We start from the raw sequence: 25,064 nt of genomic DNA on the forward strand, positions 1-25,064 counted from the left end.
GCTTTCCGGATAGTTTACGTCACAAATCACAATTTTTCATATCGATATAACGAAATTAGGATTACAGCATCGCAACACGCTCCTCACGGTGCCTTCATGTCCACTGCTCCGACTCCCCATCTCAGCCACGCCGCGCCGTCGATGCGCGGCCAGTTGAACGGCGTGCTGTTCGTCGCGCTGTTCGCGGCGGCCGTCACGAGCCTGTCGCAGCTGCCCGCGATCGCGGGGCTCGGCCTGTCGCCGCTGATCGTCGGGATCGTCGCGGGCGCGCTGTACGGCAACGCGCTGCGCGACGGCATGCCGGCGAACTGGGCGGCCGGCGTCAATTTCTCCGCGCGCAAGCTGCTGCGCATCGCGGTCGCGTTCTTCGGGCTGCGCGTGAGCCTGCAGGAGATCGCGCAAGTCGGCCTGCCGGGCCTGACCGTCTCGGTGCTGGTGGTCGTCAGCACGCTCGCGATCGGTACCTGGGCCGGCATGAAGCTGATGAAGCTCGACCGCGACGCCGCGCTGCTGACCGCGGCCGGCAGCGCGATCTGCGGCGCGGCCGCCGTGCTCGCCTTCGAGTCGACGCTGCAGTCGAAGCCGCACCAGAGTGCGATGGCGGTCGGCAGCGTCGTGCTGTTCGGCACGCTGTCGATGTTCCTGTACCCGATCGCGTATCACGCCGGGCTGCTGAACCTCGATCCGGCCGGCCTCGGGCTGTTCTTCGGCGGCACGATCCACGAGGTCGCGCAGGTGGTCGGCGCGGCGAGCGACATCAGCCCGCAGGTCGCGCATATCGCGACGATCGTCAAGATGACGCGCGTGATGCTGCTCGTGCCCGTGCTGCTCGTGCTCGGCTGGTGGCTCGCCCGCTCGGCGCAAATGGCGGCCGGCGGCGCACAAGGCAAGCGCAAGGTCGCGGTGCCCTGGTTTGCGCTCGGCTTCCTGGCCTTCGTGATCGTCAACTCGCTGAACGTGTTGCCGGCCGATGTCACGCACACGCTGAACGTGCTCGACACCTTCGCGCTGACGATGGCGATGACCGCGCTCGGCATCGAGACGCGCGTCGCGCAGATCCGCGCCGCCGGCCCGCGCGCGCTGATGACCGGGCTGATCCTGTACGTATGGCTGATCGCCGGCGGCTACGCGATCACCTGGGCCGTGCAGCACTGGCTTGGCTGAGCCGCACGTCCGCGCCGCCCCGAGCGCCGCGCCCGACGGGGATCTCCCGCGGGCGCGGCGCAGTGCTATGCTTCGCGTCGTTTTCCATCGCCCCTTTGCAGCCGTGCTCTCGTTCCTGCTGAAGCTGCGCACCCGCGCCCGAACGCTGCTCCGCCTGTCGGACGCCCATACGATGCTGATCTGGTCGGCGATCGTCGGCGTCGGCGGCGCTTTCGCGACCATGGCGTTTCGCGAAGGCATCGACCTGATGCAGCACCTGATCTCCGGACACAGCGGCAGCTTCGTGCAGATGGCGAAAAGCCTGCCGTGGTACGTGCGCTTCTGGCTGCCGGCCGCCGGCGGCTTCCTCGCCGGCTGCGTGCTGCTGCTCGCGACGCGCGGCGACAAGCCGTCCGGCAAGACCGACTACATGGAAGCCGTCGCGCTCGGCAACGGCATCGTGCCGGTGCGCCAGAGCCTGTGGCGCAGCGTGTCGTCGCTGCTGACGATCGGCAGCGGCGGCTCGATCGGCCGCGAAGGCCCGATGGTGCAACTTGCCGCGCTCGCGTCGTCGCTGGTCGGCCGCTTCGCGCACTTCGACCCGCCGCGGCTGCGCCTGCTCGTCGCGTGCGGGGCCGCGGCCGGCATCACGTCCGCGTACAACGCGCCGATCGCCGGCGCGTTCTTCGTCTCCGAGATCGTGCTCGGCACCATCGCGATGGAGAGCTTCGGGCCGATGGTCGTTGCGTCGGTCGTCGCGAACATCGTGATGCGCGAATTCGCCGGCTACCGGCCGCCGTACGAAATGCCGGTGTTCCCGGCCGTCACCGGCCCCGAAGTGCTGCTGTTCGTCGTGCTCGGCGCGCTGTGCGGCGTGCTCGCGCCGCAGTTCCTGCACCTGCTCGACGCGTCGAAGAACCAGTTCCGGCGGCTGCCCGTGCCGCTGCCGGTGCGGCTCGCGCTCGGCGGCCTGGTGGTCGGCGTGATCTCGGTGTGGATTCCGGACGTGTGGGGCAACGGCTACAGCGTCGTGAACCATATCCTGCATTCGCCGTGGACCTGGCAGGCGCTCGTCGCGGTGCTGGCGTTCAAGGTCATCGCGACCGCCGCGACCGCCGGCTCGGGCGCGATCGGCGGCGTGTTCACGCCGACGCTGTTCGTCGGCGCGGTGTTCGGCTCGCTGTTCGGGCTCGCGATGAATGCGCTGTGGCCGGGACACACGTCCGCGTACTTCGCCTATGCGATCGTCGGGATGGGTGCGTTCATGGCCGGCGCGACCCAGGCGCCGCTGATGGCGATCCTGATGATCTTCGAGATGACGCTGAGCTACCAGGTCGTGCTGCCGCTGCTGGTGTCGTGCGTGTTCGCGTATTTCGTCGCGCGTGCGACCGGCACGACCTCGATGTACGAGATCACGCTGCGCCATCACCAGGACGCGGCGGAACGGCTGCGGCTACGCACCACGCAGATGCGCGAGCTGATCCAGCCGGCGCAGACGGTCGTGCCGCTCACCGCGAGCGTCGCCGACATGACGCGCGTGTTTCTCGAATATCCGGTGAAGTACCTGTACGTGACCGACGACGCGGGGCGCTTCCGAGGCGCGGTGGCGCTGAAGGACATCACGTCCGACCTGCTCGACAAGCGCGACACGACCGACAAGACGGCCGCGCACTACGCGCACACGCCGTTTCCGCTGCTCACGCCGGACATGCCGCTCGCGACCGCCCTGGAACGCTTCATGGCGTTCCAGGGCGAACGGCTGCCCGTGATCGAGAGCGAGGCGGAGCCGACGCTCGCCGGCGTCGTCTACAAGACGTCGCTGCTCGACGCGTACCGGCGGATGACCGGCGAGCGCTGACCGGCATCGCGCCGGCGAGCCGTCTCGTCGATCCGGGTCAGTCCGGCGAACGCCCGAGCACGACCCGCGCGAAGAAGCCCGCGAGCACCGCTTCGGCCGCCTCCGCCGACACGTGCTGCGGATCGGCCGTGTAATACGACTGCACGCCGTCGCACAGACACATCAGCCCGAACGCGAGCGTCTCGGCCGGCAGCAGCAGCGGCGTGCCCGCGCGCTCGGCGAAACGCCGGATGAACTCGGCCATCTGCACGCGCTTGGCGTGCAGGAACTGGTTGAAGCGCACGCGGAACTTCGCGTCGCGCGCGGCCTGCAGCTTCGCCTCGACCCACAGCAACGAATATTCGTCGTCGCGAAACAGCGTCCGGTAATAGGCGAGCGCCATCGACTCCATCTGCTCGCGCGGGCCGCCTTCGTCGAAGATCGCCTGGAAATCGGCCTGCACCGATGCATGGTCGCGCTCGAGCAGTTCCAGCAGCAGTTCGGACTTGCTGCGGAAATTCGAATAGAACGCGCCGCGCGTATAGCCGGCCGCCGCCGCGATGTCCTCGACACTCGCGGCGACATAGCCTTTCTTCATAAAAATCCGATGCGCGGCACTGAGCAGACGTTCGCGCGTCTGGTCTCTGCTCTGCTCGCGGGTCAAGCGCTGTGGTTTCATGGCGCGCAGTCTAGCACCCTTTCCCTTTCGGATTCATCTTTGCATTCGGATACAGGTGTGTATTAGAATTCGCCACAGTTTCCGAATCATGTTGTCCGGCTGTCCGTGCGCGCCCGTGCCGGCGCCGCTCGGGGCAAGTGCGTACCGCACCTGCCGGCCTCGCTCCGCTCTTCTCTCTCACCTGGGGGTTTCGTGAATCGCTCCGGTTCCCGCGCCGCGCTGCTGATCGGCGCCGCGCTCGTCCTCACCGCCTGTCACCCGAAGGAAGCCGCGCCGCCTGCGCCGCGCCCGGTCGTCGCGCTGCCCGCGCACGCCGACGGCGCCGCGGCCGTGCGCACGCTTCCCGGCGAAATCCAGCCGCGCTATGCGACGCCGCTGTCGTTCCGCATCGCCGGCAAGATCGTCGAGCGCAAGGTGCGGCTCGGCGATACGGTCAAGGCCGGCCAGGTCGTCGCGCTGCTCGATCCGTCCGATGTCGAGAAGAACGCCGCGAGCGCGCAGGCGCAACTGGACGCGGCGACGCACAGCCTTGCGTTCGCGAAGCAGCAGCTCGACCGCGACCGCGCGCAGGCCCGCGAAAACCTGATCGCGACCGCGCAGCTCGAACAGACCGAGAACAGCTACACGTCGGCGCTCGCGCAGCGCGAGCAGGCGCAGCAGCAGCTCGCGCTCGCGAAGAACCAGCTCCGCTACGCGACGCTCGTCGCCGATCACGCCGGCACCATCACGGCCGAGCAGGCCGATACCGGCCAGAACGTGTCGGCCGGCCAGGCCGTCTATCAGCTCGCGTGGGCCGGCGACGTCGACGTGGTCAGCGACGTGCCCGAAGGCGCGCTCGCATCGCTCGCCCCCGGCCGCACGGCCACCGTCACGCTGCCGTCGCTGCCGGGCCGCCCGTTCGCCGCGAAGGTGCGCGAAATCGCGCCGGCCGCCGATCCGCAAAGCCGCACCTACCGCGTGAAGCTCACGCTCGCCGCGCCCGATCCGGCGATCCGCCTCGGCATGACCGCGAACGTCGCGTTCGACGGCGCACCGGCCGACGGCGACGCGCAGCCGATCACGCTGCCCGCGACCGCGCTGTTCCACGACGGCCCGCATCCGGCCGTGTGGGTCGTGCGCGCGAAGGACGACACGCTGGAGCTGCGCCGCGTCGATGTCGCGCGCTTCAACGAACGCACGGTCACCGTGTCGCACGGGCTGCAGCCGGGCGAGCGCGTGGTGCTGCAAGGCGTGCATACGGTCAGCGCCGGCGAGAAGGTGCATCCGGTCGCGCCGCTGCATCCGGAGGACTTCGCTTCATGAGTCCGTCTCACGAAGAAGGCCGCTTCAACCTGTCCGCGTGGGCGCTGCGCCATCAGGCGCTGGTCGTCTACCTGATCGCACTGGCGACGCTCGCGGGCATCCTCGCGTACACGCGACTCGCGCAGTCCGAAGACCCGCCGTTCACGTTCCGCGTGATGGTGATCCGCACCTTCTGGCCCGGCGCGACCGCGCGGCAGGTCCAGGAACAGGTCACCGACCGGATCGGCCGCAAGCTGCAGGAAACGCCCGCCATCGACTTCCTGCGCAGCTATTCGCGCCCCGGCGAATCGCTGATCTTCTTCACGATGAAGGATTCGGCGCCCGTGAAGGACGTGCCCGAAACCTGGTACCAGATCCGCAAGAAGGTCGGCGACATCGGCTACACGCTGCCGCCGGGCGTACAGGGCCCGTTCTTCAACGACGAGTTCGGCGACGTCTACACCAACATCTGGACGCTCGAAGGCGACGGCTTCTCGCCCGCGCAGCTGCACGACTACGCGGACCAGTTGCGCACCGTGCTGCTGCGCGTACCGGGCGTCGCGAAGGTCGACTATTTCGGCGACCCCGACCAGCGCATCTTCATCGAGGTGAACAACGCCCAGCTCACGCGCCTCGGCATCTCGCCGCAGCAGCTCGGACAGGCGATCAACGCGCAGAACGACGTCGCGTCGGCCGGCACGCTGACGACCGCCGACGATCGCGTGTTCGTGCGCCCGAGCGGCCAGTTCGACAACGTCGCCGCGATCGCCGACACGCTGATCCGCATCAACGGCCGCACCTTCCGGCTCGGCGATCTGGCGACCGTGAAGCGCGGCTACGACGACCCGCCCGTCACGCAGATGCGTGCGAACGGCAAGGCCGTGCTCGGCATCGGCGTGACGATGCAGCCGGGCGGCGACGTGATCCGGCTCGGCAAGGCGCTCGATGCGGAGTCGAAGGATCTGCAGGCGCGGCTGCCGGCCGGGCTCAAGCTCACCGAAGTGTCGAGCATGCCGCACGCGGTGTCGCACTCGGTCGACGACTTCCTCGAAGCCGTCGCCGAAGCGGTCGCGATCGTGCTGATCGTGAGCCTCGTGTCGCTCGGCCTGCGCACCGGGATGGTGGTCGTGATCTCGATCCCGGTCGTGCTCGCGGTGACCGCGCTGTTCATGTACCTGTTCGACATCGGGTTGCACAAGGTGTCGCTCGGCACACTGGTGCTCGCGCTCGGGCTGCTGGTCGACGACGCGATCATCGCGGTCGAGATGATGGCCGTGAAGCTCGAACAGGGCTACAACCGCGCGCGCGCCGCCGCGTTCGCGTACACGAGCACCGCGTTCCCGATGCTGACCGGCACGCTCGTCACCGTGTCGGGCTTCCTGCCGATCGCGCTCGCGAAGTCGAGCACCGGCGAATACACGCGCTCGATCTTCGAAGTCTCGGCGATCGCGCTGATCGCATCGTGGTTCGCGGCGGTCGTGCTGATCCCGCTGCTCGGCTATCACCTGCTGCCCGAGCGCAAGAAGCACGCGCACGAAGCGCACCTGCCGGACGATCACGAGCACGACATCTACGACACGCGCTTCTATACGCGGCTGCGCGGCTGGATCCGCTGGTGCATCGAGCGGCGCTTCGTGGTGCTGCTGATCACGGGCGCCCTGTTCGTCGTGTCGCTGCTGGGCTTCTCGCTCGTGCCGCAGCAGTTCTTTCCGAGCTCCGACCGCCCGGAGCTGCTGGTCGACCTGCGGCTGCCCGAAGGCGCGTCGTTCGCGGCAACGCTGCGCGAGACCGAACGCCTCGAAAAGGTGCTCGACAAGCGGCCCGAGATCGATCATTCGGTGAACTTCGTCGGCAGCGGCGCGCCGCGCTTCTACCTGCCGCTCGACCAGCAGCTGCAGTTGCCCAACTTCGCGCAGTTCGTGATCACCGCGAAATCGGTCGAGGATCGCGAGAAGCTCGCGAGCTGGCTCGAAACCACGCTGCGCGACCGGTTCCCGGCCGTGCGCTGGCGGCTGTCGCGACTCGAGAACGGCCCGCCGGTCGGCTATCCCGTGCAGTTCCGCGTGAGCGGCGACGATATCGCGACGGTCCGCTCGATCGCCGAGAAGGTCGCGGCGACGATGCGCGGCGACGCGCGCGCGGTCAACGTGCAGTTCGACTGGGACGAGCCGGCCGAGCGCTCGGTGCGCTTCGAGCTCGACCAGAAGAAGGCGCGCGAGCTGAACGTCACGTCGCAGGACGTGTCGAGCTTCCTCGCGATGACGCTGTCCGGCACGACCGTCACGCAGTATCGCGAGCGCGACAAGCTGATCGCGGTCGACTTGCGCGCGCCGCAGGCCGATCGCGTCGATCCCGCGAAGCTCGCCGGCCTCGCGCTGCCGACGCCGAACGGCGCGGTGCCGCTCGGCTCGCTCGGCCGCTTCACGCCGACGCTCGAATACGGCGTCGTGTGGGAGCGCGACCGCCAGCCGACCATCACCGTGCAGTCCGACGTGCGCGCCGGCGCGCAGGGCATCGACGTCACGCATGCGATCGACGGCAAGCTGAACGCACTGCGCGCGCAGCTGCCGGTCGGCTACCGGGTCGAGATCGGCGGCTCGGTCGAGGAAAGCGCGAAGGCGCAGACCTCGATCAACGCGCAGATGCCGCTGATGGCGATCGCCGTGTTCACGCTGCTGATGATCCAGCTGCAAAGCTTCTCGCGCGTGCTGATGGTCGTGCTGACCGCGCCGCTCGGACTGATCGGCGTGGTCGCGACGCTGCTGCTGTTCGGCCAGCCGTTCGGCTTCGTCGCGATGCTCGGCGTGATCGCGATGTTCGGGATCATCATGCGCAACTCGGTGATTCTGGTCGACCAGATCGAGCAGGACATCGCGGTCGGCCACGGACGCTTCGACGCGATCGTCGGCGCCACCGTGCGGCGCTTCCGCCCGATCACGCTGACGGCCGCGGCCGCCGTGCTCGCGCTGATCCCGCTGCTGCGCTCGAACTTCTTCGGGCCGATGGCGACCGCGCTGATGGGCGGCATCACGAGCGCGACCGTGCTGACGCTGTTCTACCTGCCCGCGCTGTACGCGGCGTGGTTCCGCGTGAAGAGCGACGAGCGCGATCCGCACGACGGCGGCACGCCGCCGGCCGCGTCGTCGGGAGCCTGACCATGACCTTGCCGATGAACCTGAAAATCCGCGCCGCACGCACGCTCGCCATCGCGAGTCTCGCCGGCCCGCTCGCCGGCTGCGCGTGGTTCGCGCCGAGCGGCGAGCCGCCGGCGATGCCGTCGCCCGCACACTACGGCGCCGCGCCGCAAGTCCAGCAAACCGTCGCCGCGCAAGGCGTCGCGCAGCAATTCGAGGTCGGCGCGCAGCCGGTGCCGGACTGGTGGAAGCAGTACCGCTCCGACGCGCTGAACGCGCTCGTCGACGAAGGGCTGCGCAACAGCCCGACGCTCGGCGCCGCGTCGCACTCGCTCGATGCCGCGCGCGAGCAGCTGCGCGCGCAGGTCGGCAGCTCGCTGCTGCCGTCGATCGACGCAGGCGGCCAGGCCGCGCGCCAGCGCGCGCTCGGCGTGCCGATTCCCGCGCTCGGCGCGCCGACGCTGCTGTACGACACGTTCGTCGGCCAGCTGCAGGCGAGCTACACGATCGACCTGTTCGGCGCCGCACGCTTCGCGAACCGCGCGCTCGCCAAGCGCGTCGACGTCAGCGCGTTCCAGCTCGAATCCGCGCGGCGCGCGCTCGCGGCGAACATCGTCACCGCGTCGATCACGGTCGCGGTGCTCAATGCGCAGATCGACACGACCGAACGGCTCGTCGCACTGGCCAACGACCAGGCGCACGACGCCGAACGCCGCCATGCGCTCGGCGCGGCGTCGCGCAGCGATGCGCTGAATGCGCGACAAAGCGCCGACACGTTCGCCGCCAGCCTGCCCGCGCTGCGCCAGCAGCGCGACACCGCGCGCCATGCGCTCGCGGTGCTGGTCGGCCGCACGCCCGACCGCCCGCCGGCAGATCTCGCGCTCGCCGATCTGCACCTGCCGGAACAGGTGCCCGTCGTCGTGCCGTCGGATCTGCTGCAAAGCCGCCCCGACATCCAGGCGGCCGATGCAGGGCTGAAGGCGGCCGCAGCCGAAGTGGGCGTCGCGACCGCGCAGCTGTTCCCGCAGCTGTCGCTGTCGGCCGCGATGGGCAAAGGCGGTTTCAGCTGGCCGACGATGCTGTCGGGCGCCGGCGCGATCTGGAACGTCGGCGCGTCGCTGAGCCAGCCGATCTTCCACGGCGGCGCGCTGCTCGCGCAGCGCCGCGCGGCGAAGGCGACCTACGAGGCGGCCGTCGACCAGTACCGGCAGACCGTGCTCGCCGCGTTCCAGAACGTCGCCGATTCGCTGGCTGCGCTCGAGCACGACGCCGAGGCGCTCGACGCGATGTCCCGCGCGGCATGGTCCGCGCGCGGCGCATACGACGATGCGACCGCCCGCGTGCGGCTCGGCGCGCTGCCGCCGTCGGCCGCGCGCGCAAGCGAGCTGCAGTACCGCAACGCGCGGCTCGACGAGATCCGCGCGACCGGCGCGCGCTTCGCGGATACCGCCCGGCTGTATCAGGCAATGGGCACGCCGCCGGTCGACAAGGCCGGTCCGGCCGGTGACGGTTCGACCGCTGCCACCGGCAACGAAGCGCGCGCCGCCGCGCCGGACGCCGCGCCTGCGCCGCAATAAACAGCGGTCAGCCGCCACCAGCCGCCGCTTCGATCGGGCGCGCGCGGGACACCGCGCGCGCCCTTCGATCTTCCGCTTGACCCTCACGTAGCGTAACGTTCCAGACTCCAGTGTGCGCACCAAACGGAGGAACGAATGCGACTGAAAGTGGGAGAACTGGCGAAACGCAGCGGGCTGACCGTCCGCACGCTTCATCACTATCACGCGATCGGCCTGCTGACCCCTTCGGCGCGCGCCGACAACGGCTACCGGCTGTACGACCGCGACGACATCGCCCGGCTCCACCAGATCCAGGCCCTGCGTCGCTTCGGACTGTCGTTGACCGAAATCGGCGATTACCTGAACCAGCCCGACGCGCCGCTCGTCGATCTCGTCGCCAGGCAGATCGCGTCGCTCGACCGTCAGCTTGCGCAGACGACGCAGCTGCGCGAACGACTCGTCGGCCTGCACGCGCAGCTCGCCGCAGGCACCGAGCCGGAGCTGGCCGATTGGCTCACCACACTGGAGTTGATGACCGTGTACGACAAATATTTTTCCGAAGCAGAACTGGCAAGCATGCCGATGTACCGCAAGAGCCAGACCGGCGACCCGGAGTGGATCGCGCTCGTGGCCGACGTGCGCGCGCTGTATGACGCGGGCGTGCCGCCCGAGGACGAGCGCGTCCGCACGCTGGCCGACCGCTGGATGACGCTGCTCGTGCGCGACACGAACAACGATCCGCGGCTGCTCGCGAAACTGAATCTGATGCATGAGCGCGAACCGGCGATGCAGTCGCAGATCGGCATTTCGACCGTATTGCGCGACTACGTGCTGAAGGCCGTCGCCGAAACGAAGATGCAGGTGTTCGAAAAGTACCTGGCGCCGGACGAGATCCGCTTCATGCGGGCGCACTACGGCGAACGCGCGATGGAATGGCCGCAACTGATGGGCGACGTGCGCGACGCGATCGATGCGGGCGTCACGCCCGATTCGCCGCAAGGCCGCGCGCTCGCGCAGCGCTGGCTCGAGCTGTTCCGCGGCTATGCGGGCGACGATCCGGCCACGCACGCGAAATTCCGCGCGGCGATGGCGAACGAGCCGGCGCTGGCAAAGAACGCGTGGGTCGACGACACGCTGCTCGGCTTCATTCGTGAGGCGATGGCGCAGCTTGCACCGGCGCGCTGATCAGCGACGCGCCAGGCAGTGATCCGCGGGCGGCACGGCGCCGCCCGCGTCGGTCGGGCCGTCCGGGTTCGACCGACACCCGCCGCGATCGCGGTCGTGCAGCGCGCGCGACGAGCGGCAGGCCCGCTCGACGGATCACTGATACGCACGCACGCTGAGGGCACGCCAGCGCTTCATCATGTAGCCGAGAAACGCCGGCTGCGCCTTCAGGTCCGCGCTCGGCACCGGCGGCGCGCCGCCGTCGATCACCTTGCCTCTCAGCGTGACCGTTTCCTGGCCGCGCAACACGTACTTGCGACCGGCGTCGATCAGGAAATACTTGACCTGGTCGGCGCTGACGTCGCCCCGGCAGCCGATCCTGTACGCAAACAGGAACTGCTTGCGGCCATTGCCCAGCAGGTCGCGCATTTCGATCGACGCGGGCACGGGATCCAGAATCACCTCGACCGGGCACGCCGTCACGGCGTCGTTGACGGTCCACTCCGCCTGTCCGTTCGTCGTTCCGAACACCTTGAGGCGCCTGCCGTCCTCGTCGTCGCCCGTCGCCACCTCGGTCGTCGTGAATGCGACCGCGTGCGTGCCGGCCGCATCGGTCCACGTGTAGTCGGCGGCCTGCGCCGGATGGAGCCACACGGCGACGGCGAATACGAGCCAGCGGCTCGCGACGGCACACTGTTTTTTCATGGAAACGGCCTCGGACGGGACGCGCCATTATCCGTGCCGATGCGCGGCAAGGCCAGCCTCGCTCAAGCGCCGCGCGTACCCAACCCGAGCGCCTTCAGGCGCCGGTACAGCGTGCGCTCGCTGAGCCCCGTGCGTTCGGCCAGCGCCTTGCGCGTGCCGGTGAACTCGCCTGCGAGGCGCACCAGTTCAGCATCGGTCAGCGCGCTCGGCGCGACGGCGCGATCCGGCTGCGCCGCCGACATCGCGACGAGTTCGGCCGGCAGATGCTCGATGCGGATCGCGCCGTCGTCCGCGAACAGGCACGCGCGTTCGAGCACGTTGCGCAGCTCGCGGATATTGCCCGGCCACGGGTACGCATCGAGGCATGCACGCGCACGCACGGTCAGCACGAACCGGCGCGCCGCCTCGCCCGTGCCGGCGCGCGCGTTCGCGATGCGCCGCAGGATCGATTCCGCGAGCAGCGCGACGTCGCCGCGCCGTTCGCGGAGCGGCGGCAGCGCAATCGGAAACGCGCTGATCCGGTAGTAGAGGTCCTGGCGGAACCGGCCGTCGTCGATCATCTCGCGCAGCGGCTTGTGCGTCGCCGCGACCAGCCGGAAATCCGCGCGCAGCGCCTCGACGCCGCCGACGCGCCGGAACGTGCCCGACTCGATCAGCCGCAGCAGCTTCACCTGCATCGGCAGCGGCACGTCGCCGATCTCGTCGAGAAACAGCGTGCCGCCCTGTGCGGTTTCGACGAGGCCCGGCTTGCGCTGGTTCGCGCCCGTGAACGCCCCCTTCTCGTAGCCGAACAGTTCGCTTTCGAACAGCGTCTCGGCAATGCCCGAACAATCGACGACGACGAACGGCCCCAGCGCGCGGTCGCTCGCTTCGTGTAATGCGCGCGCGAACAACTCCTTGCCGGTACCCGATTCGCCGAGCAGCAGCACCGGCAGCATCGACGGCGCGACGCGCTGCAGCGCCTCGAGTGCCGCGTTGAACGGCTCCGAGCCGCCGACCAGCCCTTCCGCGCTCGGCTGCGCGGACGCGCTGCGCACCGTCGTCAGCCGCTCGACATAGGCGATCACGGCGCCGTGCGCATCGAAGATCGGCCGCAGCTCGACGTCGACGTGCTCGGGGCCGCGCGGCGTGTGATGGATGTGCAGCACGCGGTTCAGGCCGCGCGACTCGCGCGCCTGCTTCATCGGGCAATGCTCGCCGGCCTGGTCGCACGGCACGTCGTAGTGGTGGGAGACCTGGAAGCAGTGCCGGCCCACATGCTCGACGCCCGCCACGCCGAACTGGCGCCGGTACGCATCGTTCGCGGCGAGGATGCGGTAGTCGGGATCGACGACGATCATCGGCTGCGGATCCTGTTCGAGATAGGCGACGAGCGCGCGCACGTCGGGCGCGAGTTCGCGCGGCGGCGCGGCAACGATCGGGATGGTGGCGTGCGGGTTCATGAGCGGTTCGGCGACGATCTGCCAGATGGACTGCCAATTCTGCCATGACACTGCCAGATGTGGCAGTCCACGCGCACGGTGCGCGGCCATCCACGCCTGCGCGCCGCCGCGTTTTCACCGAAAACCCGAGTCAAATCAACTCCCTGGCGCGACCCGCCGACGTCGCGCAACGTGCTGGCACGCTTCTTGAAGCGCATGTCCCCGATTGCCGATGCAGAACCCGATCGAGGACTTTCCCGTGACCCATACCCCCGCCCTGTCGGTCGAAGGCTTTTTCGACCCGGCGACCCATACCGTCAGCTATCTGCTGCTCGAGACCGAAAGCCGCGCATGCGCGCTGATCGACAGCGTGCTCGACTACGATCCGAAGTCCGGCCGCACGCACACCGCGAGCGCCGACCGGCTGATCGCGCGCGTCGCCGAGCTCGGTGCCGACGTGCACTGGCTGCTCGAGACGCACGTGCATGCCGACCACCTTTCCGCCGCGCCCTATCTGAAGGAACACGTCGGCGGCCGGATCGCGATCGGCGCGCAGGTGCTGCGCGTCCAGCAGGTATTCGGCGGACTGTTCAACGCCGGCCCCGGCTTCGCGCGGGACGGCAGCCAGTTCGACCGGCTGCTCGACGACGGCGACACGCTCGCGCTCGGCGCGCTGACGATCCGCGCGCTGCACACGCCGGGCCACACGCCCGCCTGCATGACCTACTGCGTCGACGACGCGACGCAGCGCGCGGCCTTCGTCGGCGACACGCTGTTCATGCCCGACTACGGCACCGCCCGCTGCGACTTCCCCGGCGGCGACGCGCGCACGCTGTACCGCTCGATCGCGCGCGTGCTGGCGCTGCCGCCCGACACGCGTCTCTACCTGTGCCACGACTACCAGCCGGGCGGCCGCGACGTGCAGTACGTGACGACCGTCGCCGAGCAGCGGCGCGCGAACGTGCACGTGAAGGACGGTGTGACGGAGGACGATTTCGTCGCGATGCGCACCGCGCGCGATGCGACGCTCGACATGCCGGTGCTGATGCTGCCGTCCGTGCAGGTGAACATGCGCGCCGGCCATCTGCCCGAGCCCGAAAACAATGGCGTGCGCTACCTGAAGATCCCGCTCGACGCGATCTGAGCGCCGCCGCCCCCACCGGAGAACCCCGACATGTCCATCCACAAGCTGACCGATACGCTGTCGGTCTCGCCGCAGATCAAGGCGGCGGACTTGCCCGCGCTTCACGCGGCAGGCGTGCGCGCCATTGTCTGCAACCGTCCCGACGGCGAAGGCGCCGACCAGCCGACCGTCGCCGAGATCCGCGCGGCCGCCGCGCCGCTCGGCATCGAAGTCCACTACCTGCCCGTCGACACTGGCAAGGTCACCGACGACCAGGCCGCGCAGTTCGACGCACTCGTCGCGTCGCTCGACGGCCCCGTGCTCGCCTACTGCCGGACCGGCACGCGCTCGGCCACGCTGTGGGCGCTCGCGCAGGCGGGCCTGCGCCCGCTCAACGACATCGTCGCGACAGCTGCCGCGGCCGGCTATGACCTCAGCGCGCTCGCGTCGCGTCTCGCGCAGGGCGGCCGGCGCGCGGCGCCGGATGTCGAAGCGCGGCACGACGTCGTGATCGTCGGCGCCGGCGCGGCCGGCGTCGCGGTCGCATCGAGCCTGCTCGCGCGCGATGCTTCGCTCGATATCGCGGTGATCGATCCGGCCGACGTCCACTACTACCAGCCGGGCTGGACGATGGTCGGCGCGGGCGTGTTCCGGCCCGAGACGACCGCGCGCGACATGGCCGCCGTGCTGCCGCGCGGCGTGCATCGCATTCGCGCGGCCGTCGCGGCTTTCGAACCCGACGCGCATGCGGTGGTGCTCGACGGCTGCCGTCGCATCGGCTACCGGAAGCTCGTCGTGTGCCCGGGGCTCAAGCTCGACTGGCACGCGATCGACGGCCTCGCCGACACGCTCGGCCGCAACGGCGTCACGTCGAACTACCGCTACGACCTCGCGCCCTACACGTGGGAACTCGTGCGTGCGTTCCGCGGCGGCAACGCGCTGTTTACGCAACCGCCGATGCCGATCAAATGCGCGGGCGCGCCGCAGAAGGCGATGTACCTGTCGTGCGACCACTGGCGCCGCGCCGGCCGGCTCGACGCGGCGAACGTCGAGTTCCTGAACGCCGGCGCCGTACTGTTCGGCGTCGCGGATTACGTGCCCGCGCTGATGGAGTACGTGAAGCGCTACGACATCGGGCTGTCGTTCGGCCACAACCTCGTCGCGATCGACGGGCCCGCGCGGCGCGCGACGTTCGTGCGTACGCTGCCCGAAGGCGGCACGGAAACGGTGGTGCGCAACTTCGACATGATCCACGTCGTGCCGCCGCAAAAGGCGCCCGACTTCGTGCGCGCGAGCCCGCTCGCCGATGCGGCCGGCTGGATCGACGTCGATCCGGCGACGCTGCGGCACCGGCGCTTTGCTGACATCTTCGCGCTCGGCGACGCGACCAGCACGACCAATGCGAAGACGGCGGCGGCCGCGCGCAAGCAGGCGCCGGTCGTCGCGCACAACGTGCTCGCGTCGCTCGGTCGCGCGCGCGGCGACGCCGTGTACGACGGCTACGGTTCGTGCCCGCTGACCGTCGAGCGCGGCAAGATCGTGCTCGCCGAATTCCTGTACGGCGGCAAGGTCGCGCCCACTTTCCCCGCGTGGCTGATCGACGGCAAGCGTCCGTCGCGGCTCGCATGGCTGCTCAAGGAACGCATCCTGCCGCCGCTTTACTGGAAGGCGATGCTCAAGGGCCACGAATGGCTCGCGAAACCCGCGATCGCGCACTGAGCGCCGTTGCGTTCGACCGGATCACGTCATGCTGATTTCCCTGGTACTCGGCGGCTTCGTCGGCGCCGTGCTCGGCCTCACCGGCGCGGGCGGCGGCATCCTCGCGGTGCCCGCGCTCGTCGTCGGCATGAGCTGGCCGATGCAGCAGGCGACGCCCGTCGCGCTCGTCGCGGTCGCGGGCAGCGCCGCGCTCGGCGCGCTCGAAGGCTTTCGCCGCGGACTGGTGCGCTACCGCGCGGCGCTGCTGATGGCCGTGGCCGGCGTGCCGCTCACGACGCTCGGCGTGCGGCTCGCGCACGTGCTGCCGCAGCATGTGCTGCTCGCGCTGTTCGCGCTGACGATGCTCGTCGTCGCCGCACGCCTGCTGCGGCAGGCGCTGCGCCCCGCCCCCGGCGGCGCGGAGGCGTCGCCGCTGTGCGTCGGCCGCGTGAATCCCGATACGGGCCGGCTCGTGTGGTCCTGGCCGGTCGGGGTCGCGCTCGCGTCGACCGGTGCGATGACGGGCCTGATGACAGGGTTGCTCGGCGTCGGCGGCGGGTTCGTGATCGTGCCGATGCTGCGCAAGTTCACGAACGTGTCGATGCACGGGATCGTCGCGACGTCGCTGATGGTGATCGCGCTGGTAGGCACCGGCGGCGTGTTCGCGACGCTCGCGTCCGGCACGCGCGCGCCGCTCGACGTCACGCTGTGGTTCACGGTCGCGACCGCGCTCGGGATGGCCGCCGGCCGCGGCGCGTCGCGGCGTCTGGCCGCGCGGCACGTGCAGGCCGGGTTCGCGGCCGTGCTGGTGTGTGTGGCGCTCGGCTTGCTTGTGAAGGCTGTGTTCGGTGCGTGAGCGAAAACGCCCGGCCCGACTGATCGTCGGCACCGGGCGTTTGCACTTTCGCGACTACGCGCGCGTCAGGTCGCGAACGCCGCCATCCGCTTGCGCTCCTGGCGCAGCATCACGAAGTTCGCGATCACGACGCCGGCCGTCACCGCGATGATGAACAGCGTCGCGAGCGCGTTCATCTCCGGGTTCAGCCCGAGGCGCACGCGCGAGAACACGACGAGCGGCAGCGTCGTCGAGCCGGGGCCCGACAGGAACGCCGACAGCACCAGATCGTCGATCGACAGCGTGAACGACAGCAGCCAGCCCGCGATCAGCGCCTGCGAGATCAGCGGCAGCGTGATCGTGAAGAACACCTTCAGCGGCGTCGCGCCGAGATCGAGCGCGGCCTCTTCGAGCGACGGATTGAGCTCGCGCACGCGCGACTGCACGATGATCGCGACGTACGAAATGCACAGCATCACGTGGCCGAGCCAGATCGTGAAGATGCCGCGCTCGGCCGGCCAGCCGATCCACTTCGCCAGCTCGATGAACAGCAGCAGCAGCGAGATCCCCTGGATCACTTCGGGAATCACCAGCGGCGCGTTGATCATCCCGCTGAACAGCGCGAAGCCGCGAAAGCGCCCCATCCGCGCGAGCACGAAGCCGGCCCAGGTGCCGATGATCACCGACGCGAACGCCGTCAGCACGCCGATCTTCAGCGACAGCCACGCGGCCGTCAGCAGCTCGTCGTCCTGCACGAGCGCCGCGTACCAGCGGAACGAGAACCCCGACCACACGGTGACGAGCTTCGACTCGTTGAACGAATAGACGATCAGGCTGATGATCGGGATGTACAGGAATGCGAAGCCGGCGAACAGCGCCGCGAACTGCAGGTAACGATTCGGCTTCATCGACGGCGGCCCTCCTGCTCCTTCGCCTGGAAGTGCTGGAACATCGCCATCGGCACGAGCAGCAGCAGCACCATCGCGCAGGTCACGGCCGACGCCATCGGCCAGTCTGCGTTGTTGAAGAACTCATTCCACATCACGCGCCCGATCATCAGCGTGTTCGCGCCGCCGAGCAGCTCCGGAATCACGTACTCGCCGACCGCCGGAATGAACACCAGCAGGCAGCCCGCAATGATGCCGTTCTTCGACAGCGGCAGCGTGATCTGCACGAACGCCTTCCACGGCTTCGCGCCGAGGTCGTACGCGGCTTCGAGCAGGCGCAGGTCCATCTTCACCAGGTGCGCGTACAGCGGCATCACGAGGAACGGCAGGTACGAATACACCATCCCGATGTACACCGCGTAGTTCGTGCGGTACAGCTCGATCGGCGTATGGGTCAGGCCGATCCACATCAGGAAGTTGTTCAGCAGGCCGTTGTTCTTCAGGATCCCGATCCATGCATACACGCGGATCAGGAACGACGTCCAGAACGGCAGCATCACGCCCATCATCAGCAGGTTGCGGGTCGCCGGATTCGAGCGCGCGATGTAGTACGCCATCGGATAGCCGATCAGCAGGCACAGCAGCGTCGTGACCGCGGCCACCCACACCGAGTTCACGTAGGTCGCGAAATACAGGCTGTCCGTCAGCAGGAACGCGTAGTGCGACAGGTTCAGCGCGATGTGCACGACGCCGTCCGCGTACGACGCGAGTTCCGTATACGGCGGGATGCCGAGCTGCAGCTCCGCGAAGCTGATCTTCACGACCAGCACGAACGGCACGAGGAAGAACAGCACGAGCCACGTGAACGGCCCGGCGACCACCGCCGTGCCGCCCGTCAGGTTGAAGCGCCGCACCGGCCACGCGAGCAGGGACTTGAGCGCGCTCATGAGGTCAGCACCACGCCGGCCGTCGCGCTCCAGCGCACGTAGATCTCGTCGCCGAGCGCCGGCGTGTCGAGCTCGGAAATCGCGAGGCTCGACACGTTCGCGACCACCGTCTTGCCCGCGTCGAGCTTCACGTGATACAGCGAATAGCCGCCCATGTACGCGACGTTGGTGATCGTGCCGCGCGCCCAGTTGAACGCGCCTTCGGGCGGCTTGCGCGTGAGCGCGATCCGCTCGGGGCGCACCGACACCGTGACCGGCATTCCGAGCGGGCCCGAGATCCCGTGACTCACGTAGAGCCGGCTCGGCAGCTCCGGCGACTCGATGTAGACGTGATCGGGCTCGTCCTCGACGGTCACGCCGTCGAACAGGTTCGTCGAGCCGATGAACTCGGCCGAGAAGCGGCTGTTCGGATATTCGTAGACTTCGTTCGGCGCGCCGATCTGCACGATCTGCCCTTCGCTCATCACCGCGAGCCGGTTCGCCATCGTCATCGCCTCTTCCTGGTCGTGCGTGACCATGATGCAGGTGACGCCGACCTTGTTCAGGATATTGACGAGCTCGATCTGCGTGCGCTGGCGGATCTGCTTGTCGAGCGCGGACATCGGCTCGTCGAGCAGCAGCAGCTTCGGACGCTTGACCAGCGAGCGCGCGAGCGCGACGCGCTGCTGCTGGCCGCCCGACAGCTGGTGCGGCTTGCGCTTCGCGTACTTGCCCATCTGCACGAGCTCCAGCGCCGCGGCGACGCGCTCCTTGATCTCGGCCTTCGGCGTGCCTTCCTGCTTGAGGCCGAACGCGACGTTCGACTCGACCGACATGTGCGGAAACAGCGCGTACGACTGGAACATCATGTTCACGGGCCGCTTGTACGGCGGCATCTGCGCGAGATCCTCGCCGTCGATCAGGATCTTGCCCGACGTGACCGTCTCGAGACCGGCCAGCATCCGCAGCAGCGTGGACTTGCCGCACCCCGAACTGCCGAGCAGAGCGAACAGCTCGCCCTGGCGCACGTTCAGGTTGACGCTGCGCACCGCTTCGGTGTCGCCGAATTTCTTGACGACGTCGATGATCTGGACAAAGCGCTCGGCGCGCGCGTCCGCGCTCGACGAGGCAACGATGGACCGCGCGCCCGTGGCCGGCGGACTCGACTGGCTATTCATGATGTGCTGCTTCTCTCCTGCGTTTGAACGAACAAAGCCCCCGGGGACACCAGGGGCTTCATGACTGCCGGCTTCACTGCGGCTCGCGTCAGCGGCCCGACTTCAGCTCGGTCCACAGACGCGTCTGCAGACGCTGGATCTCGGGCGGCAGCGGCTTGAGCAGGAACAGGGTCTTCACGACGTCGGCCGGCGGGTAGACGGCCGGGTCGTTCGCGACATCGGGCCGCACGTACTTGCGTGCCTCGGTATTCGCGCTCGGGTAGTACACGGCGTTCGTGATCGCCGCATGCACCTTCGGATCCTCGATGTAGTTGATCCACTGCAGCGCGGCGTCCTTGTTCTTCGCGTCCTTCGGAATCGCCATCACGTCGAACCATACGGGCGCACCACCCTTCGGGATGTAGTACTCGATCTTGTACGGCTTCTTCGCCTCGATCGCGCGATGCTTCGCGATCACGACGTCGCCCGACCAGCCGAACGCGAAGCAGATGTCGCCGCCGACCAGGTCGTTGATGTAGCCCGACGAGTTGAACTGCGTGATGTACGGACGGATCTTCTTCAGCACGTCCATCGCGGCCTTGTAGTCGGCCGGGTTCGTGCTCATCGGATCCTTGCCGATGTAGTGCAGCGCCGCCGCGAACATCTGGTCCGGCGCGTCGAGCACCGACACGCCGCAGGTCTTCAGCTTCGCGAGGTTTTCCGGCTTGAACAGGATGTCCCAGTTGTCGAGCGGCACCTTGCCGAGCGCCTGCTGCGCCTTGGTCAGGTTGTACGCGAGGCCGGTCGTGCCGTACGCCCAGGGCACCGAGTACTTGTTGCCCGGGTCCGCGCCGGCGACGAGCGCCATCAGTTGCGGATCGAGGTACTTGAGGTTCGGCAGCTTCGACTTGTCGAGCGGCGTGAAGATGCCGGCGGCGATCTGCTTGCCCGCGTAGTTGCTGGTCGGCACGACGATGTCGTAGCCCGAGCTGCCCGTCAGCAGCTTCGCCTGCAGCGTGTCGTCGCTGTCGTAGTTGTCGTAGCGGACCTTGACGCCGGTTTGCTTCTCGAAGTTCGGGATCGTGTCCTTCGCAATGTAGTCCGACCAGTTGTAGACATTGAGCTGCGTATCCTTCGCCGCTGCCGCCGATGCGCCCACGCACAGCGCGAGCGCTGCGAACCGGCCGACTACCTTTGCTTTCATCCCGTTCTCCCTTCGGCCGGACGCGTTGTCCGGCTGCCGTCTGCCTCGTCATGGCGGCGCGTCTGGTCGCTCCGCCCCTCGAAAACCCCGAAAACTACCATCATTCGCGTTCCGTCACAAAAAAATCATGCCGGTGTCGCGCAAACGGAACAGATTCCCGCCGCCGGCCGGTACGGCCGCCCGTGCGGCGGGGCATTCCGGGGGAAATTCTATCGGGTAATCGACGGCTGTCCACCGGGAAAATCGTGCGTCGGCGAAACGGCCCCGCGCGGGTCGGACGGGCGCCCGTTCCCTCCCCGCTCGCCGCGATGCATTAAAATGGCGCGCTGACGACTCTCTGCCCCAACCCTGCCGATGGCCTCCAATCTCCACGACCTGCCCGACAGCCCCTGCATCGGCGTGTGCTCGACCCTGTTCGACGAAGTCTGCAAGGGCTGCGGCCGCACGGCCGCCGAAGTGTCGAACTGGGTGTTCATGAGCGACGACGAAAAGCGCGCGGTGTGGGAACGCATCAAGCGCGAAGGCACCGCGATGCGCTTCCAGTACGACAATCTGTAAAAAACCGCCGCACAAAAAAAGAGCGGCATGCCGACTGCCATGCCGCCAACCCCAACTCTGTTCCTTTTCTTTCGCGCGCGGATCTAGAACTTCATCCCGACGCCCACGCCGACGATCAGCGGATCGATGTGCAGCGTGCCGATGCCCTTGTCGCCGAGCGTCGCATCGGTGCTCATCCAGATCTTCTTGACGTCGAAGTTCATGAACACCTTCTTGGTCACCTGCACGTCCACGCCGAACTGCAGCGCCGGCCCGAAGCTGCTCTTGTTGATCGACACGCCCTCGCCGCCGACGTTGAGCCCGTTGTTGTAGAAGTACGTGTAGTTCAGGCCCGCACCGACGTACGGCCGCACCTTGCCCGCGTGATTGAAGTGGTACTGCAGCAGCAGCGTCGGCGGCAGCACGCCCACGCCGCCGAGATTGCCGAGGCTCGACGTCAGCTGGTGCCGCGACGTGCCGAGGATCAGCTCGACGCCGAGGTAGTCGCGGATCATGTACGTCAGGTCGAGCTCGGGCACGATCGCATTGTTCACGCCGACATTGATCGCACCCAGCGTGTCGCTGCCGCGCTCGTTCGGCTGGATGCTGATCGCGCGCAGCCGGACCAGGACGTCGCCCTGGTTGATCCCCTCGCCCGGCGACGCTGCGTGCGACAGCGACGGCATCGCGGCGAGGCTGGCCGCGACGGCCGCGGCGGTGACACAGTTTCGAATCGTTTTATGCATGGTACGGACCCCCAAAGAATGGTTCCATTCTCGCTGTAGGGTCTTTAGGCGATCTTGATATCCGTCAAGCCAGCGTAAACGTGGGACGGTTTGCCGCAGGCTCCGGCGCACCGCCCGTCAGCAGCAGGTCGAGCAGATCGCGCACGCTGCGGATCGCGCGGCCGAACGGCAGCGCTTCGCGGCCGCGGAAGAACAGGCCGTTCGCGACGTCGCCGCGCAGCGCGGCCGCGAGCCGCGTGTCGATGCAGAAGTGGCCGAACTTCTCGATGCCGTCGCGCAGCCCGCACACGCTCAGGCATTCGAGCGCGGTCGGGCAGCGCTGCTTCAGCGCGCCGAGCTTGTTGCGAATGCGCGTCTCGTTGCGCAGATAGCGGTCGAGCCACGGCGTCTTCACCGCGCGCGCGGGCAGCCCCGTCACGCTGACGAACTCGACGATGTCGTCGGGCGCCGCATCGGCCAGCACGCGCTTGAAATTCGGATGTGCGTCGCCCTCCTCGGTCACCGCGAACGGCGTACCGACCTGCACGCCGTTCGCGCCGGCCGCGAGCGCCGCTCGCACCGCGTCGTGACTGTTGATTCCGCCCGCCACGATCAGCGGAATCGCCTCGCGCGCGAGCCCGAGCGATGCAAGGACCTGCGCGGTCTCGTCGAGCACGCGCGCGAAGTCGAAGCGTTCGTCGTGCATGTCGGCGAGCTGGGTGACGCCGAGATGGCCGCCTGCATGCGCAGGATGCTCGATCACGATCGCATCGGGCAGCCGCCCCTTCTTCATCCATTTCTTCAGCACCAGCGCAATTCCGCGACTGTCCGACAGGATCGGAATCAGCGCGATGTCGCAGCCCTGCGTGAGATCGGGCAGGTCGAGCGGCAGGCCCGCGCCCATCACGATCGCGTCCGCGCCGTGGTCGCATGCGACGCGTACGTAGTCCGCATGCGCGCTGACGGCCTTCATCACGTTCACCGCGATCATCCCGCGCCCTTCGCCGTACGTCTTCGCGAGACGGATCTCGCGCGCCAGCGCTTCGAGGTTCGCGGCTTCGAGCGTCGCGCGGTCGGGTTGCGCGCGACAGCGCGCGAGCAGGTCCGCATGGTGATGGCGCAGGTCGATGCTCGCGATCGTGCCGACCGCGTTTTCGCGGGCGACGCTACCGGCCAGGCGATGCGCGGAAATGCCGACGCCCATGCCGCCCTGCACGACGGGCAGCAAGGTGCGGCCGCGAATCGTGAGCGGCGGGAAGGAAGTGCGTACGGTCATCTGAAACCTCGTCGGAACATCGGAACCGCGATGATCGACGATCCACCGATGCGCACCTTGACGGCCGTCAACAAAAAAACGGCACGCGAGCGTGCCGTTTCCGCATCGTGAAGCCCGACGCCGTCAGGCCGGCTTCGCGGGCTTCAGCTGCATCGACTTGTACTCGAGATACTCTTCGAGCCCGTACGCGCCATTTTCGCGGCCGTAGCCTGACTGCTTGTAGCCGCCGAACGGCGCGGCCATGTTCCAGGTGCCGCCGTTGATGTCGACCTGCCCGGTGCGGATGCGGCGCGCGACCCGCATCGCACGCTCGTCGCTGCCGGCCCACACCGCGCCGCCGAGCCCGTACGGGGAGTCGTTGGCGATGCGCACGGCATCGTCCTCGTCACGGTACGTGATGATCGACAGCACCGGCCCGAAGATTTCTTCCTGCGCAATCGTCGATTTCGGATCGACGCGGCCGAACACGGTCGGCTTCACGAAGAAGCCCTTGTCGATGCCGTCCGGCAGGCCCGTGCCGCCCGTCACGAGTTCCGCGCCGTCGTCGATCCCGCGCTGGATGTACGACTGCACGCGCTGCTGCTGCACCGCCGACGCGAGCGCGCCGAGACGCGTCGTCTCCTGGCGTGGATCGCCCGGCACGTAGGCTTCGGCCGCGGCCTTCGCGAGTTCGCGCGCTTCCTCGTAGCGCGCTTCCGGCACGAGCATGCGCGTATGCGCCGAGCAGGTCTGGCCCGCGTTCAGGTAGCACGCGTTGACCGTACCCTTCACCGCCGCCGCGAAATCCGCATCGTCGAGAATCACCGACGCCGACTTGCCGCCCAGTTCGAGCGCGACACGCTTCACGCCGGCGGCCGCCAGCTCGGCCACGCGCTTGCCCGCGCGCGTCGAACCGGTGAACGACACCATGTCGACGTCGGGATCGCTGGCGAGCACCTCGCCGACGACCGGGCCATAGCCGCACACCAGGTTGAACACGCCGGCCGGCAGCCCCGCTTCGTGAATCGCTTCGGCGAGCATGAACGCATTGAGCGGCGCGATCTCGGTCGGCTTCAGCACGACGGTGCAACCGGCCGCGAGCGCCGGCGCGACCTTCAGCGTGATCTGGTTGAGCGGATAGTTCCACGGCGTGATTGCCGCGACGACGCCGACCGGCTCGCGCACGACCAGCGAGTTGCCGACCTGCGCCTCGAATTCGAACGACTCGGCCAGCTTCGCGTACGCGTTCCAGTTGTAGATCGGGCCGCCGACCTGGATCGCGCGCGACAGCTTGATCGGCATCCCGACCTCGCCGGTGATCGACTGCGCGAGTTCCTCGCTGCGCGCCTGCAGATGCTCGGCGATCCGGCGCAGATAGCCTGCGCGCGTCGCGGCCGGCGTCGCGGCCCACGCGTCGAAGGCGGCCCGCGCGGCGCGGATTGCCGCCTGCGCGTCGGACGGCTGGCCTTCCGGAATCCGGCCGATCACGGCCTCGGTGCCCGAGTCGATCACGTCGATCGTGCCGGTGCCGGCCGGTTTACGCCATGCGCCGTCGATATAGAACTGGTCGTAGATTTTCATCGTCGTTCCTGTCTCCCGGAAAACGAACATTCTAACGAGTGCGATGCGGCGACGCGATGTCGGCGGCCCGTTGCATACGATGGAACGCTTGCCGGGCGGGGGTGGCGGGCGATGCCGGGACGATTCCGGCGCGTCGGCGCCACATCCGCACCATTCCGGGTGCGCCGCATGGTCCGCATCGTGCTATGTTTTTACTATCGATGCCGGCTTCCGCGG

The 25,064-nt window shown here is 68.4% G+C and carries 20 protein-coding genes; 10 read left to right on the forward strand and 10 right to left on the reverse strand.

Translation table 11 applies throughout. The features are described from left to right. Positions 1 to 96: 96 nt before the first annotated feature. Both WS57_RS27110 and WS57_RS27115 read left to right on the forward strand, forming a co-directional pair. Positions 97 to 1,164, forward strand: coding sequence for a YeiH family protein (locus WS57_RS27110; RefSeq protein ID WP_069245102.1), 1,068 nt, complete (start codon positions 97 to 99; stop codon positions 1,162 to 1,164). Positions 1,165 to 1,267: 103 nt separating this feature from the next. Then, positions 1,268 to 3,001: a ClcB-like voltage-gated chloride channel protein gene (locus WS57_RS27115; protein WP_040127453.1), complete on the forward strand. Its 1,734-nt coding sequence runs from the start codon at positions 1,268 to 1,270 to the stop codon at positions 2,999 to 3,001. 37 nt (positions 3,002 to 3,038) lie between these two features. On the opposite strand, the gene WS57_RS27120 is transcribed toward WS57_RS27115, so the two are convergent. Beyond that, complete coding sequence (locus tag WS57_RS27120; RefSeq protein WP_009693821.1) at positions 3,039 to 3,659, reverse strand: TetR/AcrR family transcriptional regulator; 621 nt, start codon at positions 3,657 to 3,659, stop codon at positions 3,039 to 3,041. 192 nt (positions 3,660 to 3,851) lie between these two features. Between WS57_RS27120 and WS57_RS27125 the strand changes: the two genes are divergently transcribed. The 4 genes from WS57_RS27125 to WS57_RS27140 all read left to right on the forward strand — a co-directional run bounded on the left by WS57_RS27125 (position 3,852) and on the right by WS57_RS27140 (position 10,815). After that, the gene (locus WS57_RS27125; protein WP_059518480.1) at positions 3,852 to 4,961 is read left to right on the forward strand and encodes an efflux RND transporter periplasmic adaptor subunit; all 1,110 of its coding nucleotides are present in this window, start codon (positions 3,852 to 3,854) and stop codon (positions 4,959 to 4,961) included. Next, the gene (locus WS57_RS27130; protein WP_069245103.1) at positions 4,958 to 8,095 is read left to right on the forward strand and encodes an efflux RND transporter permease subunit; all 3,138 of its coding nucleotides are present in this window, start codon (positions 4,958 to 4,960) and stop codon (positions 8,093 to 8,095) included. The genes WS57_RS27125 and WS57_RS27130 overlap by 4 nt, the downstream gene beginning before the upstream one ends. A gap of 2 nt (positions 8,096 to 8,097) precedes the next feature. Continuing rightward, positions 8,098 to 9,651 (forward strand): efflux transporter outer membrane subunit, encoded by a 1,554-nt coding sequence (locus tag WS57_RS27135; protein ID WP_069245104.1) that lies wholly within the window; start codon positions 8,098 to 8,100, stop codon positions 9,649 to 9,651. A gap of 135 nt (positions 9,652 to 9,786) precedes the next feature. Further along, positions 9,787 to 10,815: a MerR family transcriptional regulator gene (locus tag WS57_RS27140; RefSeq protein ID WP_009688787.1), complete on the forward strand. Its 1,029-nt coding sequence runs from the start codon at positions 9,787 to 9,789 to the stop codon at positions 10,813 to 10,815. Positions 10,816 to 10,950: 135 nt separating this feature from the next. Here the strand turns inward: WS57_RS27140 and WS57_RS27145 are convergent, their stop codons facing one another. Further along, on the reverse strand, positions 10,951 to 11,499 hold the full coding sequence (locus tag WS57_RS27145; RefSeq protein ID WP_069245105.1) for a M949_RS01915 family surface polysaccharide biosynthesis protein: 549 nt from the start codon (positions 11,497 to 11,499) through the stop codon (positions 10,951 to 10,953). A 62-nt stretch (positions 11,500 to 11,561) separates the two neighbouring features. After that, complete coding sequence (locus WS57_RS27150) at positions 11,562 to 12,941, reverse strand: sigma-54 interaction domain-containing protein (RefSeq protein WP_069245495.1); 1,380 nt, start codon at positions 12,939 to 12,941, stop codon at positions 11,562 to 11,564. Between the two features lie 238 nt (positions 12,942 to 13,179). Between WS57_RS27150 and WS57_RS27155 the strand changes: the two genes are divergently transcribed. Genes WS57_RS27155 through WS57_RS27165 form a run of 3 tightly spaced genes read left to right on the forward strand, consistent with a single transcriptional unit; the run spans position 13,180 to position 16,597 of the window. Then, the gene (locus WS57_RS27155) at positions 13,180 to 14,064 is read left to right on the forward strand and encodes an MBL fold metallo-hydrolase (RefSeq protein ID WP_009688789.1); all 885 of its coding nucleotides are present in this window, start codon (positions 13,180 to 13,182) and stop codon (positions 14,062 to 14,064) included. A 30-nt stretch (positions 14,065 to 14,094) separates the two neighbouring features. Further along, positions 14,095 to 15,762 carry a bifunctional protein tyrosine phosphatase family protein/NAD(P)/FAD-dependent oxidoreductase gene (locus WS57_RS27160; RefSeq protein WP_069245106.1) on the forward strand — a complete coding sequence of 556 codons (1,668 nt, stop codon included), beginning with the start codon at positions 14,095 to 14,097 and terminating at the stop codon, positions 15,760 to 15,762. 28 nt (positions 15,763 to 15,790) lie between these two features. Beyond that, positions 15,791 to 16,597: a sulfite exporter TauE/SafE family protein gene (locus tag WS57_RS27165; RefSeq protein WP_059518492.1), complete on the forward strand. Its 807-nt coding sequence runs from the start codon at positions 15,791 to 15,793 to the stop codon at positions 16,595 to 16,597. A 65-nt stretch (positions 16,598 to 16,662) separates the two neighbouring features. Here WS57_RS27165 and WS57_RS27170 read toward each other — a convergent pair whose 3' ends face one another. The 4 genes from WS57_RS27170 to WS57_RS27185 form a co-directional block, all read right to left on the reverse strand. After that, on the reverse strand, positions 16,663 to 17,484 hold the full coding sequence (locus WS57_RS27170; RefSeq protein ID WP_040127461.1) for an ABC transporter permease subunit: 822 nt from the start codon (positions 17,482 to 17,484) through the stop codon (positions 16,663 to 16,665). Continuing rightward, the gene (locus WS57_RS27175) at positions 17,481 to 18,410 is read right to left on the reverse strand and encodes an ABC transporter permease subunit (RefSeq protein ID WP_040127462.1); all 930 of its coding nucleotides are present in this window, start codon (positions 18,408 to 18,410) and stop codon (positions 17,481 to 17,483) included. The genes WS57_RS27170 and WS57_RS27175 overlap by 4 nt, the downstream gene beginning before the upstream one ends. After that, positions 18,407 to 19,567 (reverse strand): ABC transporter ATP-binding protein, encoded by a 1,161-nt coding sequence (locus tag WS57_RS27180; RefSeq protein WP_040127463.1) that lies wholly within the window; start codon positions 19,565 to 19,567, stop codon positions 18,407 to 18,409. The genes WS57_RS27175 and WS57_RS27180 overlap by 4 nt, the downstream gene beginning before the upstream one ends. Before the next feature lie 88 nt (positions 19,568 to 19,655). Next, a complete protein-coding gene (locus tag WS57_RS27185; RefSeq protein WP_040127464.1) occupies positions 19,656 to 20,750 on the reverse strand; it encodes a polyamine ABC transporter substrate-binding protein in 1,095 nt (364 codons plus the stop codon). Between the two features lie 354 nt (positions 20,751 to 21,104). Here WS57_RS27185 and WS57_RS27190 point away from each other — a divergent pair, with 354 nt between their 5' ends. After that, the gene (locus WS57_RS27190; protein WP_009693079.1) at positions 21,105 to 21,308 is read left to right on the forward strand and encodes a DUF1289 domain-containing protein; all 204 of its coding nucleotides are present in this window, start codon (positions 21,105 to 21,107) and stop codon (positions 21,306 to 21,308) included. Positions 21,309 to 21,391: 83 nt separating this feature from the next. Here the strand turns inward: WS57_RS27190 and WS57_RS27195 are convergent, their stop codons facing one another. From WS57_RS27195 to WS57_RS27205, 3 genes are all read right to left on the reverse strand, one after another. Then, the gene (locus tag WS57_RS27195; protein ID WP_009693078.1) at positions 21,392 to 22,033 is read right to left on the reverse strand and encodes an OmpW/AlkL family protein; all 642 of its coding nucleotides are present in this window, start codon (positions 22,031 to 22,033) and stop codon (positions 21,392 to 21,394) included. A 64-nt stretch (positions 22,034 to 22,097) separates the two neighbouring features. Then, complete coding sequence (locus tag WS57_RS27200) at positions 22,098 to 23,288, reverse strand: NAD(P)H-dependent flavin oxidoreductase (RefSeq protein ID WP_069245107.1); 1,191 nt, start codon at positions 23,286 to 23,288, stop codon at positions 22,098 to 22,100. Between the two features lie 123 nt (positions 23,289 to 23,411). Next, positions 23,412 to 24,848, reverse strand: coding sequence for an aldehyde dehydrogenase family protein (locus WS57_RS27205; protein WP_009693076.1), 1,437 nt, complete (start codon positions 24,846 to 24,848; stop codon positions 23,412 to 23,414). Between the last annotated feature and the right edge of the window lie 216 nt (positions 24,849 to 25,064).

Source organism: Burkholderia pseudomultivorans, assembly GCF_001718415.1.
GTDB classification, from domain to species: Bacteria; Pseudomonadota; Gammaproteobacteria; order Burkholderiales; family Burkholderiaceae; genus Burkholderia; species Burkholderia pseudomultivorans_A.